Source organism: Candidatus Methylobacter favarea (assembly GCF_902806695.1).
Taxonomy (GTDB): domain Bacteria; phylum Pseudomonadota; class Gammaproteobacteria; order Methylococcales; family Methylomonadaceae; genus Methylobacter_B; species Methylobacter_B favarea.
The window spans coordinates 16,679-29,972 of sequence record NZ_CADCXN010000050.1 but is presented as its reverse complement, the minus strand read 5'-3'; the positions used below and the strand labels follow the sequence as shown (position 1 = coordinate 29,972).

Here is a 13,294-nt window from a genome sequence, read left to right as displayed (position 1 = left end):
CCGGAGATAATTATGAAAAAATCATTTGCCTTGATTATGCCAGCCCTGTTTATAGGGCTGGTCAGCCTATTTTCCTATAGCGCAAGCGCCCATCAGTCAGGCGGCGGCATATACCTGGAGTTCGGCGGTCCTCCCGTTTATAGAAACTACAATTATGACTATGGCTATAGATATCCCGGGCCGGGCTGGAACATTTATTACGATTACCGTTATTCACCCGGATTTAGATACCGGCCATATTATCCGAGTCGAAATTTTTACGGCCCTCTGCCCCGCTTTTATAACCATGGCCCGGACCAATGGCGGCCAAACCGGCATAATTGGCACAGGCACGATTGGCATAGAAGATAACGTTAAACCCGGCTAATATTACTTGGAATCTGTTTAGCATTCACAATATTCATCATGTAGATAAATGCGTGTTCGTTCATGCTCAGGCTGATTAAACAGCTTGTCTTTATCACCCTGTTCTATGATCTGGCCCTCGCATATGAATATCAGTTTGTCAGCGATACGTTTGGCTTGCTGGATGTTATGGGTGACAAAAACAAGGGTGTAGCGGTCTTTAAGTTTCAGCATCAATTCTTCTATGGCGCGGGTTGAAACCGGATCCAGTGCCGAGGTAGGCTCATCAAGCAAAATCACTTCAGGATTAATCGCCAGGGTTCTGGCTATACAAAGCCGTTGCTGCTGACCGATAGATAGGGATGTTGCCGGGTCATTCAAGCGATGCGAGACTTCTTTCCATAATGACACCGCTTTAAGCTGCTTTTCAACTACGCATAATTTTTCCAGCTTGGTTATGCGCAACGGCTGCAGGCCAAACAGCACATTTTCGCTAATGGATTTAGGAAAGACGCAAGGCTTTTGAAAGACTATGCCGATGGCTTTTCTTATCTGCGTTACATCAGTGCCGGCTGCATAAATATTCCTCCCCTTGAAAGATAACTCGCCTTGAACAACAAAGCCGTCAATACCGTCATTAATGCGATTAATGCTGCGGATAAATGTTGACTTGCCGCCGCCCGAAGGGCCCACAATGCAGTTAATCAAGCCCTTGTCGAAGGAAACGGCAATGTCTTTCAGTACCTGGGTGTCGTGAAACCAGACGTTAAATTTTTCCGCCTCAATAAGCGCGGTTGCGCCAGACACAACAGGCGCAACAAGCTTAAGTGCCGGTTTGCCGGTCATTATTGCCACCTCGTTTTTAATCGAATCCTGCCCATCAGCGCAGCAAAACCTAACAGCATAACCAAACACAGCAATACTAAACCGGCGCCCCAGGCATTTTGTAAAGCCTGCGCGTCAGTCGCCTGCTTGGCCAATGCCAGAATATGGGTAGGCAGCGTGGTTATGGGTCCATTCAATGAATCGGGAATATCCACGCCGGAAAAAGCTGTGGCGACAAACATAATCGGCGCTGTTTCACCAATGGCCCGCGCCAGACCAATCAGCAGTCCGGTAATTGCTCCGTCCAGGCCTTGCGGCAGTAAAACCCGGGTAATTATCTGCCATGTATCAAGACCTAAAGCTTGCGCGCTTTCCCGGTAAATGGTAGGGATGCTGTTGATGGCCTGATAGGTTGATAAAACAATGGTGGGTAAAATCATGATGGCAAGGATAATTGCCCCGGCAAACCAGGAAATTCCCGCTCCTAATAAATTAACAAAAAAAATCAGCCCAAAAATACCAAAAATCACTGAAGGAACGCCATTTAGCCCATAGATCAAAAGATTGCTTAAGCGTTGTAATCGGCAGCTTTTAAGAAATTCGCTTTTATAAATGGCGACGCCGAGCGCAATGGGCAAGCTGATAATTGCGGTTACTGCAATCAGCAAGATGCTGCCTGTGATTTGATAAATAATGCCGCCATTGGCACCAAAACCCGAGGCGGGGCTTAGCAAAAACTTAAAAGAAAGAGCGTATACGCCATTCCAGATAATGGTTGACAACAAAAAACATAGTAATGCACAGCAAATAATGACTGCACTCCAGACAACAGCGGTAAACAAATAATTTGCTGCGTATCTGCTGTTTCTATTCATAGAGGCGCAGTCCCGGCCTGAAATAATGTTGCGCAATAGCCGTCAGCGCCAGCACCATAACCAGCAATGCCAAGCCCATAAAAATCAGCGCACTAAAATGCATGGAGGCAAATGCCGTTTCCTCTATTTCTCGTCCGAGCTTGGAAGTAATTGTCTGTCCCGGAACCATAATATTGACTAAGGAGGGCGGGATTTTATCAATGCCGCCAATCACCAGCATAACCGCCATGGTTTCCCCCAAAGCCCGGCCTAAAGCCAGCAGTACCGCCCCGGCAATATCTGTTTTTGCCAGCGGCAAGACGATATGGATAATTACTTCGTGCGGATATAAACCCAGACCTTGGGCAGCTTCCCGATATTGCCGCGGCACATTATGCAGCGCATCATCGCCTAGCGTGATAATGGTCGGCAGCACCATGATGGCAAGTAATATACCGGCAGTCAAAATGGTTCGACCGGACTGCAAATCAAAAAGATCGCCCAGCCAGACACTGAAAAAAGCCACGCCAATCAGTCCATATAAAACAGATGGAATACCTGCAAGTAATTCCAGCAGGAATTTGACATGGAACCGGTATCTGACCCCGAGCATCTCGGAAGTAAATAAGGCTGTCGCCAGGCCCAATGGAATGGCAATGGCTAAAGCGATAACTGTCACCATCAGCGAGCCGTACAGCATTGCCAGTATGCCGAACTGACCGGCCGCAGGATTCCAGATCGAGGTGAAAAGGTCGGCACGCTGCTGACTGATGGCCTCCCAGCTGTATATAAACAATACCAGCGCAATCAGCAAAATAATGATGGCGCTGATAAGCGTGCTTATTAGAATATAAGCTCGCCCGATTCTATTGCTCCAGGCTGACATAACCGGAATCACGGACAATTTTTTGCCCTTCATCACTTAAGATAAAATCAATAAAGGCTTTAATATTTCCCGCCGGTTCGCCACTGGTAACCAGCAACAGATCACGCGTAATGGGAAATCTGCCGTTACTAATATTTTCCAGCTTCGGCTCAACAGTCGAGCCATTCTGCAAAATAATGGACAAGCCTTTTACATCACTATTAAGCCAGGCATTGGAAAGCATCCCGATGGCCGAATCACTTTGCATAACAGCAGTTTGCTCTTCATTATTGTCACCCAGCACCAAATCTGCTCCCGGCGCGCTCACCTCTTTATCGCCCAACACAATCTCCATAAAAACATGGCGAGTTCCGCGGGATTTTTCTTTATCAATGACCAGAATATCCTTATCCGGTCCGCCAAGCTGTTTCCAGCTAGTAATTTCTCCCAAATAAATTTTACCGATTTGTCGCAGGGACAGCGATTTTATTCCGGCATCGTAAATTTCAGATGAGACTACCGGCACTACTGCATCCTTGCCTATGGAGTGAACAACAAAGTTCACGTTTGGATAGCGTTTGATTTCAGCATCAGAAATATTCCTGGAAATCATACCGATTGCTATTTTCCCCTCGCCTAGCTGATTTATTCCCACACCCGAACCTCCTGCATTAACAATAACATTTACGCCATGCAGGGCCTTAAAGCGTTCTGCAGCTAATACCACAATCGGCAATACGGTAGTTGAGCCTGCTGCATTTAAGCTTTCGTTTTTAGTACATCCGGCAATAATTAAAATTAATAATAATCCGGTAAGCCAATCGAGCGCTTGTTTCTTGGCTCTTTTAATAATATTTTTACGACCACCACTAATTAGCATATAAACCCTGTTTTGCGGTTCAATCAGGTTATATCAGCAAAGATAACGCTAGTAAAATAATAAGCGACTTTCATGCAAAGAAAATAACCCGCTTTTCTATCATCGCTACTTGCTGAACGCATTTTTATATAGACCTGGCTATACTCCAAATTTTTTGATGGCTATGCAAGAAATTAACCTCTATAATGTAATGGTGGAGACTATTTGAGACTTCTACTAAAGTTTTGCATGTTAATCAGCACTTTTCAGAAATTCCATCCGCTTTTTCCTTTGTGCCAGGTATGATTTGCAATCGAATATTTTATTGATTTATTTATGCCCGATGGGTATTGAGGTGTTACATGGCAACAGGTAAAGTTAAATGGTTCAACGAGTCCAAAGGTTTTGGTTTTATTTCGCCCAGTGATGGCAGTGCTGATGTTTTCGTGCACTTTTCTGCCATCGCAAGCGATGGCGGTTACCGCACACTGGCTGAAGGTCAATCCGTCAAATATGAAGTAGAATCAGGTCCTAAAGGCCCGCAGGCAACAAATGTAACTCCCACTTAAAGCCGGGTTACTTTATTTATTCCCAATCCCGACAGACATAACAGGCGGGGTTGTGGTGTAACCGGCAGCGCCGGCCCATCAATTCACCTTTATTTAGGACATGTCTTTTGAAACGACTTTTTGTAGGAAATCTACCTAGCGATGCCACTGAAGAAACTGTACAAGCTTTATTTTCCGAATATGGCAAAGTTCGCTCCATTCAACTTGTTGCCGATATATTTAGCGGCAAATGCCGTGGTTTCGGCTTTGTCGGCATGGAAGGCCACGAAGCCAGAGCCGCTATTGCTGGACTCGATGGCAATCTGTATTGCGGAAAGCCTTTAAAAGTTAAATTTGAAGATCCCGCAGCAGGCAGAAACGGCAGACGTCATTAAAAGAAGAGCAGCATAACTCTTTTACTTGGTTAATTACTTTGCTTTAGCCGACATAAAGCCACAACCCTGGGCCGGGGCAAAGATTGAATGGGCAGCTTAATGCTACCGGGAAGCCGGATGAGTAAGGCAGCTTCGATCAGCTATTCATCACTTTACATAAACTAACGCTAATCCCAGTCTGCATACAGAACTCCTCATTATGCCAAAAACATCTATTTTTGCCTCTTGCATTTCTCCTTATACTGGCTATGGCTATCACCCATAGCCTGATTGCAAATTTTAGATAAGAATAATACTGATCGATATTTCATCATCTCAGATATCCGGCTTTTGCAGGGTTATATTATTTCGAATGATGTTAATACTTCATCGCATTGAAGTTCAGCAACTTCAATCTCATCAACCCGGGCAGTTACAGGCCCTTTTTGGCACCATTTGATAAACTTTTCAATGGTTGTATCTTCTGCCGCTTCAGCAATAATTTCCACCCGGCCATCGGGTAGATTTTTAACGCTGCCTTTTACCGCAAAATGCTTGGCTTTATTCTGGGTAAAGACGCGGAAATAAACGCCTTGAACCCGGCCGGAAACCAGAATCCTAACTTTGCGCATTATGCGTGTATTCTCCAGCAATGATGTATTTTTGGGCTGCGGGCAAAATCTTCCGGAATAGTTGCTGCTGAAATATTTTCTATAGCTAATTTGGGTAATGCCAGACTGTCGAGTTTAAACTGTCTGAAATTGGTCGAAAAGTATAAAATGCCACCCGGCGCCAACAGCGAAACTGCATTATTTATTAATTGTATATAATCATTTTGTACATCAAACACATCAGTCATCCGTTTTGAATTGGAGAAAGTAGGGGGATCGAGAAAAATCAAGTCATATTGCCTGCAATAAAGTTGTCTGGTTTCCTGGGCCAGCCAGGCCAGGCAATCGGCCTGGATAAATTCATGCTTAGACGCTTCCGGAAAGTTATTCAGCTTCATATTGCTTTTGGCCCAATTGAGATAAGTAGCAGACATATCGACTGTTGTAGTTGCTTTAGCCCCGCCCATTGCCGCATGTACCGTGGCGCTGCCGGTATAGCCGAACAGGTTTAAAAAGCGCTTATCGTTAGCCTGCTGCTGAATCATCATGCGTATTGGCCGATGGTCAAGAAATAGTCCGGTATCCAGATAATCTTCCAAATTCACCTGCAATTTACAGCCGCCTTCTTCAATAATATGAAAACGCCGCAGGTCGGCGTGTTTCTCGTACTGGTCGGTACTTTTCTGCTTGCTGCGTATTTTCAGGAAAACCTGCTCACGCTTGATCTCAAGCACTCGGGGTATTTCAGCTAACAGCCCAGCCAGCCTTTGCTCTGCTTTTTGCCGATCAATGCTTTTAGGCGGCTCATATTCCTGCACAATCACCCAGCTTTGATCGTTCTGATAAATATCAACAGCGACGGCATATTCCGGTAAATCCGCATCATACAAACGATAGCAGTTTATATGGTTTTGCCTAGCCCATTTTGACAGCTTTTTCAGATTCTTTTTGAGGCGATTGGCAAACATTTCAGCACCGGTATCGATTTGGGGCATTTTGCTTGCTTCAGCCAGCCGGCTTATTCGTTCTTCCCGGGTTTTGGCTTTGGGAATAAAAAAAGCGCTTTCTACAATATCCATTCGCAGTAATTTACATTCAAGCGCCCCGTTAAACAGGGTAACCGGTTTCTGGGAACGGATGCCAAGTCGAAAGCCCAGTTCCGGATTGCGGATAATTATCGCCGCTTTCCAGCCGACATAATGAGACTTCAGGGTTTCGCCAAATTTTTTATACAATTCTGCTGTTTCCTTTTCATCACCTAGGCGCTCTCCATAAGGCGGATTACAGATCACTAAACCGGGGTTCCAGCTTTCTGCAGGTTCCGCATCTTCAATGTCCCTGCGTTCAACATGAATTTTGTTCTGTAGCCCGGCATTGGCTATGTGCGTCAAGGCCGCCCCGATCGTTTGGCGATCTTGATCAAATCCCGCGATAACCGGCAGTCTTGCAAGACCTGCATTTTTACGTTGCTCTGCTTCTTTACGCAATCTCTGCCAGCAGTCAGCATCATGCTTTTTCCAGCCGGTAAAGCCGTAATAGTCGCGCAGCAGGCCAGGAGCATAATCGGCCGCCATCATTGCCCCTTCCAGTAACAAGGTTCCGGAGCCGCACATGGGATCTAGTAACGAGCCATTTTGTTTGGCTATTTTCGGCCATTCACTGCGCAGTAACATGGCGGCAGCAAGATTTTCCTTGATAGGCGCTTTAATATTAATATCCCGATAACCGCGTCGATGCAGACTTTCACCTGAAAGATCCAGGCTCAGCTGAGCTGTTTCTCCATGCAAATAAACATTGATCCGGATATGGGGCTGATCCGTATTAATGCTGGGGCGCTTGTGAAATTTCGCACGCATCTGATCGACAATGGCATCTTTAACTTTTAAGGCACTGAAATGGGTATTGTTAATTGCGGCGGAGTTTTTGGCGCTGAACGAGACGGCCAAACTGTCTTCGGGTTCCATATGTTCAAACCAGTTTATTCTGGCTACGCCATCATATAGATCATTCTGGGTTTTTACCTGAAACGAACTCAACACCAGTAAAACCCTGTTCGCTATTCTGGACCACAGGCAAACCCGGTAAGCAGTTTCGAGATTTCCTTCAAAAGCGACGCCAGCGACGGAAAGTTTAATGCCAGTCATGCCGAGCGCCTGAAGCTCTTCGGCTAGAATGGTTTCCATCGCTTTTGGCGTAGTGGCGAATAGCTGGTAAATGGACATTAGCCTATAGTGCAAGGCGCAGGATAGAAATAGTTTTTTAGTCTCTGGATTTGCGCCTTGCGCTTATTTTTTATTGAATTTTGATAAGCTCAACATCAAAGATCAGGGTTTCATTCGGACCAATTGAACGGCCTGCTCCCTGCTCGCCATAGGCCAGTTCCGACGGAATGTAAAAACGGAATTTATCACCTTCTTTCATTAATTGAACGCCTTCAGTCCAGCCTGCGATAACCCTGTTTAACGGAAAGGTAGCGGGTTCGCCCCGGCTGTAGGAACTATCAAACTCTTCACCATCCAGAGTGGTTCCCTTGTAATGAACCGTTACGCTATCAGTTGCCGAAGGCGAAGCGGTTCCTTTGCCTTTCGTTAAAACCTCATATTGCAAGCCGCTTGCTGTGGTTACGATATTGGGTTTTTTAGTATTTTCTGCAAGAAAAGTTTTACCTGCGGCCTTATTTTCTTCAGGTGAAGTCGCATTGGCTATTGAAAACATTGTAAATCCTATAAGAATGACGATGACGATTGAAATAAGTTGAGTTTGAATGTTTTTCACAGTTTCTCCTTTTTTATTTTTATTTAATATAACTGAATAGTTTATCAAAAAAACAGCTTTTGCCTTTCAATTCATTGGGCAGATTTCAGGATGACTGAAATACGCGCCGGATTAGTTACTCACCCGTTATCCTCAATAACTCCGATTTTTATAACTTTTGCAAATAACCGCAATGTCCCCCGAGGGCAGGCAAAATATAAATTCCTTGCCTCTCATATCGAAATTACCGCTCTGTAATAACCTCGTATATTCAGCAAAATTGGTGGCCCGACAAATTCCTCAAGCTCTGGACGCTGTTTTCCTTTATTAATGCATGAGATTGAGATACTAATGGCTGGTAAGCAGAAACAGTTTAAAGAAAAAAGCTAAATATAAATCAGACACTATAATTACAAAGAATATCTTATACAGTAACCAAGTAATAATAAAAGCGGAAACTCAATGGGGGAACCCGATGAATACATATTTGGATCGACCTTATCGTAAAAATCTTGCCTCCCAGGGTCTGATATATATGGGCGGTGAAGAACTGGAAATTACTATCAAAAATCTTTCCATAACGGGGGTGCTGGCCGAATTAAATAATAGTGGCGAAAACACTGAGGTCAGGGATATTTTTAATAATTTATTGGCTTCGACCCTGATTGATTTTTATCTTCCGGAAATGCGCTTGGCTGGTGAAGTTGAGGTAAGCAGAGTTGATCTATTAAATAATCATATTTTTCTTGCTCTGGAATTTAAAACCGTTGCCTATGATATTGACAATTTGCTGTATAAAAGAAAAGCTTATAGAAAACATATGCCCGGGCCCGGACAAATTTTATTAAATAAAAAATATCGTGAATTTAATGCAGTCAATGTTTCGGTAGAAGGTTTAATGATACGCCTTGATGAAATTATTGCGGTTGAAGAAGGCGCTATAACTTTATTTAAGTTTCCACAGCTGGAATTGGAGGGGGAAATAAAAATCGTTTGGGTTGACTACAGCGATAATTGCGGAACCTTAATCGGTTTGCAATATATGCATATGGGAAAAACCCTAGTTAAAGGGATACCCCGTTTTGCCCCTCCACAAACTGCATGATCTCTTTCCACCAGTCCAGTTCCGGGCCCATAGGAAAACTATTATGCCCGGCCTCCTTGAATGTCCAGAGTTTCTTTTTATGGGTAAGGGAGTTAAAAAGCTTTAAGCTGTATTTGTTAGGGATAATTTCATCTTTTTCAGCGATTAGAATCGCAGTACTTCCTAGGTAATTCTGCATATTTTTAATATTGTCAAATCTGTCAAGCGTCAACCATTTAGCGAGAAAAAACCAGTAATGATGTTGTGCAATATTAGCCAGACTGTCAAAAGGCGCGACCAGGATAATGCCTTTTATGGGAATTTGCCTCGTTTGCACAATACCGCTGACAACGCCGCTGCCCAATGACTCTCCCCAAAGAAAAATAGGCTCGCCAAAATCATTCAATACCCGTTTTACGGTTTGAATACCTTCTGAAACCATAGCCGCCTCCGATGGCGAACCTGTTCTGGCGCCATAGCCTGGATATTCTGCCAGAATGACGCGGTAACCCTGCCTTTCCAGGGCTTCTATATAAAAGACCCGATTTATTGCCGATCCCGCATTGCCATGAAAAACGATAATTGTGCCTTTGCAGGCGGTTTTGATTGTTCGAGAAACAAGTCCCAGGTAATTATCTTTAGACGGCCATAGCGTCAGGTTTAATTGTTTAGCAAGTTCCTGCTGCTGCTCAATGGAATGGGTTTCAGGAAAATAGATCATTTTTCGTTGCAGCAGAAAAATGATGAGCAGGAACAGAAAATAAGGCAGCAGTATCGAAAGCATGCGCTTAAAAATCATGAACCGATGTGTGGATCATGAACTCGCAAATTTTTGTTTATCCCGGGCTAGCCAGTAATCACTGGCCAGGTTATGGGCCTGTTCCTGAGTATCCGCCTTGCCTAACAATTTAAGCGCAATGGCGGCAGTGCCGATGACCGTCGCTTCGGCAAACTCATCCGCGCTTTTACCCTGCCAGATTAAAGCCAGTTGCTTCGGATCAAGTTGATCAGGCTTCATATGCCTGCGTCGAAATAAAGCCGGCCAGTTTTCATCGGCTAATTCACCGTTATGCACGCTTTGTACCAGGCAGTCCATATCAGGATTACGTTCGGTTTCACCGCCCTCGCCTTTCAATACCGCTGCATGGGGCTGCTGCAATAAAGCTGCCGCCTGCTGATGCACGGGGCGATAGCCCGGATGAAAGATGCCTTGAATACTGTATGGGGCATTAAAAGGGTTTAACAGACGCACCAGCGTATGCACCGGCGAGCGCAAGCCCATTAGTGGACGCAGTTCTATGATTTCATGCAGTTTTGGACAGAATTGCTCCAAAGACAAATAGCTGAAATGCTGTTGCTCCAGTTGCAGCCTGGCTTGTTCAATCGAGCTTGCAGCGTTTAAGCCTAGATAGCTCAACATGGCTTGCGTATATAATCTTCCGGCAGAGTGCCCGCTGGAGCCATGCATAAAGACAGTAATATGATTTTCCGCCAATAATAAAGCTGAAAGCAGAAACCACGGCAAATGACGGCGCTTTCCTGCATATGAAGACCAGTCCAGGTCAACTGTTACCACCTTGTCACTGGCAAGATGGCCGGCTTCCCGTGCCGCCAGGACGAAACCCGCCAACTCTTCCGGCGTCTCTTCCTTGACCCGCATTAGCATCAAGAAGGCGCCGAGTTGAACAGGCAGCACTTCATCGGCCATGATCATTTTCATGGCTTGACAGGCTTCCTCCTGAGTCAGCGGCCTTGAACCTTTTTTGCCTTTGCCAAGTATGCGAATGAAAGGCGCGAACGGATGTTCCGGCCGCGGGCTTTGCTCATGATGAGTGAAATTCATAAAGGTAGCCTGACATAATGATCGATTAATAAAGCCGCGAACAGGACGGTTATATAAAATATTGAATAGCCGAACGTCTTCATCGCGGTTTTATTGTCTTTATTGCGCATCATCAAAATGACGCAATACATAAAGCCGATATTCAATAATACCGCGGATGCCAGATAAATCAGGCCGCTCATGCCGGTCAAATAAGGCAGCAGCGTAACAATGAATAACAATACCGTGTAAAGCAGTATCTGCAAGCGGGTAAACTCCGGTCCGTGTGTCACCGGCAGCATCGGTATTCCGGCTTTCGCGTATTCTTCACGTCTGGCAATAGCTAATGCCCAGAAATGCGGCGGCGTCCAGACGAAAATAATCAGCACCAGAAGCAGCGCGTAGGGATGCACTTCACCGGTCATCGCGCACCAGCCCAGCAGCGGAGGAGTAGCGCCGAAGGCCCCGCCAATAACAATGTTTTGCGGAGTCATTTTTTTAAGGTAAACCGTATAAATGATGGCGTAGCCGAATAATGACAGAAACGTCAATATGGCCGTTAAGGCATTGCCAGTAAAAACCAGCAACAGCATCGCGCTTATCCCCAAAATGATTGCAAAAGCGATCACATTGGCAGAATTCAATTCACCTTTTGGCAACGGGCGATTTTCGGTGCGGCTCATTTTCGCATCAGCTTTTTGATCAATAAAATGATTAATGGCTGCGGCTGAGGATGCGGCCAGGGCGATGCCTATGAGGCTGCTGATAAAAGGCACCAGAGGCGGCCTTCCTGGAACGGCTAGCAACATGCCGACAACCGCCGTAAAAAGCATTTCCGCAACAACTTTTGGTTTGCACAGCTCAAGATAGTTCCTCCATAAAGGCAGGAGAGAGTCGTTTATCATTAATTAATAAATTCCAACTTTTTTATTATTCTATAGAATACAGTGAACAATGGATTATTGAAATAGTCCGAGGCGCTTAACATTTATCAAAGAGGGAGTTATGAAAAATCGATTAACAGTATGGGCCGTTTTGCTTTGCCTGCAGGTGTTTACAAGCAGTGCAGCGACTAAAGTGTCAGAGCATAATTTGGCGAATGGCCTTAAAGTACTGGTTAAGGAAGATCATCGTTCGCCGGTTGTGGTTTCTCAAGTCTGGTACAAAGTCGGCTCAAGCTATGAGCCTAACGGCATTACCGGCATTTCCCATATGCTGGAACACATGATGTTCAAGGGTACAGACAAACATCCGGTAGGTGAATTCTCCAGAATCATTGCAGAAAACGGCGGTGAGGAGAACGCCTTCACTGGCCAGGATTATACAGCTTATTTTCAAACCATGGAGGCATCCCGACTGCCAGTCAGCTTTGCACTGGAAGCGGATAGAATGCGAAATCTTCACTTGTTGCCTGAAGAGCTGAAAAAAGAACTTCAGGTTGTGACGGAAGAACGTAGAATGCGCACGGATGACAATCCCCAGGCAAAAATGCAGGAGCATTTTATGGCAATGGCTTACTCCAACAGTCCTTATAAAAATCCGGTTATCGGCTGGCCTGCAGATATCGCAAATTATACTGTCGAAGATCTGCAAGCATGGTATCAACGCTGGTACGCTCCTAATAACGCCACATTAGTCGTGGTTGGCGATGTACAGCCGAAAGCTGTTTTTACGCAGGCCGAAAAGTACTTTGCCGCGCTTAAGCCCAGCGATATAAAAGGCTTGAAACCACAAACCGAGATCGAACAGCTCGGCATCCGAAAAATGACTGTAAAAGTGCCTGCCAAACTGCCTTACATCATCATGGGCTATAAAGTTCCGGTATTGAAAACGGCAGAACATGAATGGGAAGCCTATGCCTTAGAAGTTCTGGCCGGTGTGCTGGACGGCGGCAATAGCGCCAGATTAAGCTCGGATCTGGTGCGCGGCAAACAAATCGCAGTTTCGGCCGGAGCAGGTTATGGATTAACATCCAGACTCTCGAATGTGTTTGAGCTGGAAGCCACACCAGCAGAAGGAAAAACCGTATGGGATATGGAAGCCGCATTAAAAGATGAAATAGCTAAACTGCAACAGAAATTAATAAGCAGCGATGAGCTACAGCGCATTAAGGCGCAGGTTTTAGCCAACGACGTTTATGAGCGGGATTCAAATTTTTACCAGGCCATGCAGTTGGGTATCTTGGAAACAGTAGGGTTGGGCTGGCAAAAAGTTGATGAATACGTAGACAAAGTCAACCAGGTTACAGCAGAACAGGTTCGTGATGTAGCGCGTAAATATCTGGTTAAAGATCACCTGAGCATTGCTTATCTGGAACCTCAAACAACAAATGCCGCCGGCAAAACACAGTAAG

At 45.2% G+C, this 13,294-nt stretch carries 15 protein-coding genes; 5 read left to right on the top strand and 10 right to left on the bottom strand.

Annotation, left to right across the window (positions count from 1 at the left end; translation table 11 throughout):
* The first annotated feature begins 160 nt into the window (after positions 1 to 160).
* Entirely contained in the window at positions 161 to 367 is a 207-nt protein-coding gene (locus HUX64_RS06305) for a hypothetical protein (protein WP_174625387.1), read from the top strand.
* Positions 368 to 384: 17 nt separating this feature from the next.
* On the opposite strand, the gene HUX64_RS06300 is transcribed toward HUX64_RS06305, so the two are convergent.
* The 4 genes from HUX64_RS06300 to HUX64_RS06285 are packed head-to-tail and all read right to left on the bottom strand — an operon-like array spanning position 385 to position 3,769.
* Positions 385 to 1,191, bottom strand: coding sequence for a phosphate ABC transporter ATP-binding protein (locus HUX64_RS06300; RefSeq protein ID WP_174625386.1), 807 nt, complete (start codon positions 1,189 to 1,191; stop codon positions 385 to 387).
* Positions 1,191 to 2,045 (bottom strand): phosphate ABC transporter permease PstA, encoded by an 855-nt coding sequence (pstA, locus tag HUX64_RS06295; protein ID WP_174625385.1) that lies wholly within the window; start codon positions 2,043 to 2,045, stop codon positions 1,191 to 1,193. The genes HUX64_RS06300 and pstA overlap by 1 nt, the downstream gene beginning before the upstream one ends.
* Complete coding sequence (gene pstC / locus HUX64_RS06290) at positions 2,038 to 2,910, bottom strand: phosphate ABC transporter permease subunit PstC (RefSeq protein ID WP_174625406.1); 873 nt, start codon at positions 2,908 to 2,910, stop codon at positions 2,038 to 2,040. The genes pstA and pstC overlap by 8 nt, the downstream gene beginning before the upstream one ends.
* Complete coding sequence (locus HUX64_RS06285; protein WP_174625384.1) at positions 2,891 to 3,769, bottom strand: phosphate ABC transporter substrate-binding protein; 879 nt, start codon at positions 3,767 to 3,769, stop codon at positions 2,891 to 2,893. Before HUX64_RS06285 ends, pstC begins: the two co-directional genes overlap by 20 nt.
* Before the next feature lie 341 nt (positions 3,770 to 4,110).
* On the opposite strand from HUX64_RS06285, the gene HUX64_RS06280 reads away from it, so the two are divergent.
* On the top strand, positions 4,111 to 4,317 hold the full coding sequence (locus HUX64_RS06280) for a cold-shock protein (protein ID WP_174625383.1): 207 nt from the start codon (positions 4,111 to 4,113) through the stop codon (positions 4,315 to 4,317).
* Positions 4,318 to 4,424: 107 nt separating this feature from the next.
* Positions 4,425 to 4,691, top strand: a complete 267-nt coding sequence (locus HUX64_RS06275; RefSeq protein WP_174625382.1) for an RNA recognition motif domain-containing protein — start codon at positions 4,425 to 4,427, stop codon at positions 4,689 to 4,691.
* A gap of 338 nt (positions 4,692 to 5,029) precedes the next feature.
* Here HUX64_RS06275 and HUX64_RS06270 read toward each other — a convergent pair whose 3' ends face one another.
* The 3 genes from HUX64_RS06270 to bamJ all read right to left on the bottom strand — a co-directional run bounded on the left by HUX64_RS06270 (position 5,030) and on the right by bamJ (position 8,056).
* A complete protein-coding gene (locus tag HUX64_RS06270; protein WP_174625381.1) occupies positions 5,030 to 5,302 on the bottom strand; it encodes an acylphosphatase in 273 nt (90 codons plus the stop codon).
* Positions 5,302 to 7,503, bottom strand: coding sequence for a bifunctional 23S rRNA (guanine(2069)-N(7))-methyltransferase RlmK/23S rRNA (guanine(2445)-N(2))-methyltransferase RlmL (gene rlmKL / locus HUX64_RS06265; RefSeq protein ID WP_174625405.1), 2,202 nt, complete (start codon positions 7,501 to 7,503; stop codon positions 5,302 to 5,304). The genes HUX64_RS06270 and rlmKL overlap by 1 nt, the downstream gene beginning before the upstream one ends.
* A 70-nt stretch (positions 7,504 to 7,573) precedes the next feature.
* The gene (gene bamJ / locus HUX64_RS06260; protein ID WP_174625380.1) at positions 7,574 to 8,056 is read right to left on the bottom strand and encodes a BamJ family beta-barrel-assembly machinery protein; all 483 of its coding nucleotides are present in this window, start codon (positions 8,054 to 8,056) and stop codon (positions 7,574 to 7,576) included.
* A 514-nt stretch (positions 8,057 to 8,570) separates the two neighbouring features.
* On the opposite strand from bamJ, the gene HUX64_RS06255 reads away from it, so the two are divergent.
* A complete protein-coding gene (locus HUX64_RS06255; protein ID WP_246246928.1) occupies positions 8,571 to 9,140 on the top strand; it encodes a PilZ domain-containing protein in 570 nt (189 codons plus the stop codon).
* Here the strand turns inward: HUX64_RS06255 and HUX64_RS06250 are convergent.
* The 3 genes from HUX64_RS06250 to cyoE are packed head-to-tail and all read right to left on the bottom strand — an operon-like array spanning position 9,100 to position 11,846.
* Positions 9,100 to 9,903, bottom strand: coding sequence for an alpha/beta hydrolase (locus tag HUX64_RS06250; RefSeq protein ID WP_246246927.1), 804 nt, complete (start codon positions 9,901 to 9,903; stop codon positions 9,100 to 9,102). The two genes, HUX64_RS06255 and HUX64_RS06250, sit on opposite strands and share 41 nt — an antisense overlap.
* A 30-nt stretch (positions 9,904 to 9,933) precedes the next feature.
* Entirely contained in the window at positions 9,934 to 10,962 is a 1,029-nt protein-coding gene (locus HUX64_RS06245) for a glycosyl transferase family protein (protein ID WP_174625377.1), read from the bottom strand.
* Positions 10,959 to 11,846, bottom strand: coding sequence for a heme o synthase (cyoE, locus tag HUX64_RS06240; RefSeq protein WP_174625376.1), 888 nt, complete (start codon positions 11,844 to 11,846; stop codon positions 10,959 to 10,961). The genes HUX64_RS06245 and cyoE overlap by 4 nt, the downstream gene beginning before the upstream one ends.
* A gap of 100 nt (positions 11,847 to 11,946) precedes the next feature.
* Here cyoE and HUX64_RS06235 point away from each other — a divergent pair, with 100 nt between their 5' ends.
* Entirely contained in the window at positions 11,947 to 13,293 is a 1,347-nt protein-coding gene (locus tag HUX64_RS06235) for a M16 family metallopeptidase (RefSeq protein WP_174625375.1), read from the top strand.
* Position 13,294: the final 1 nt, after the last annotated feature.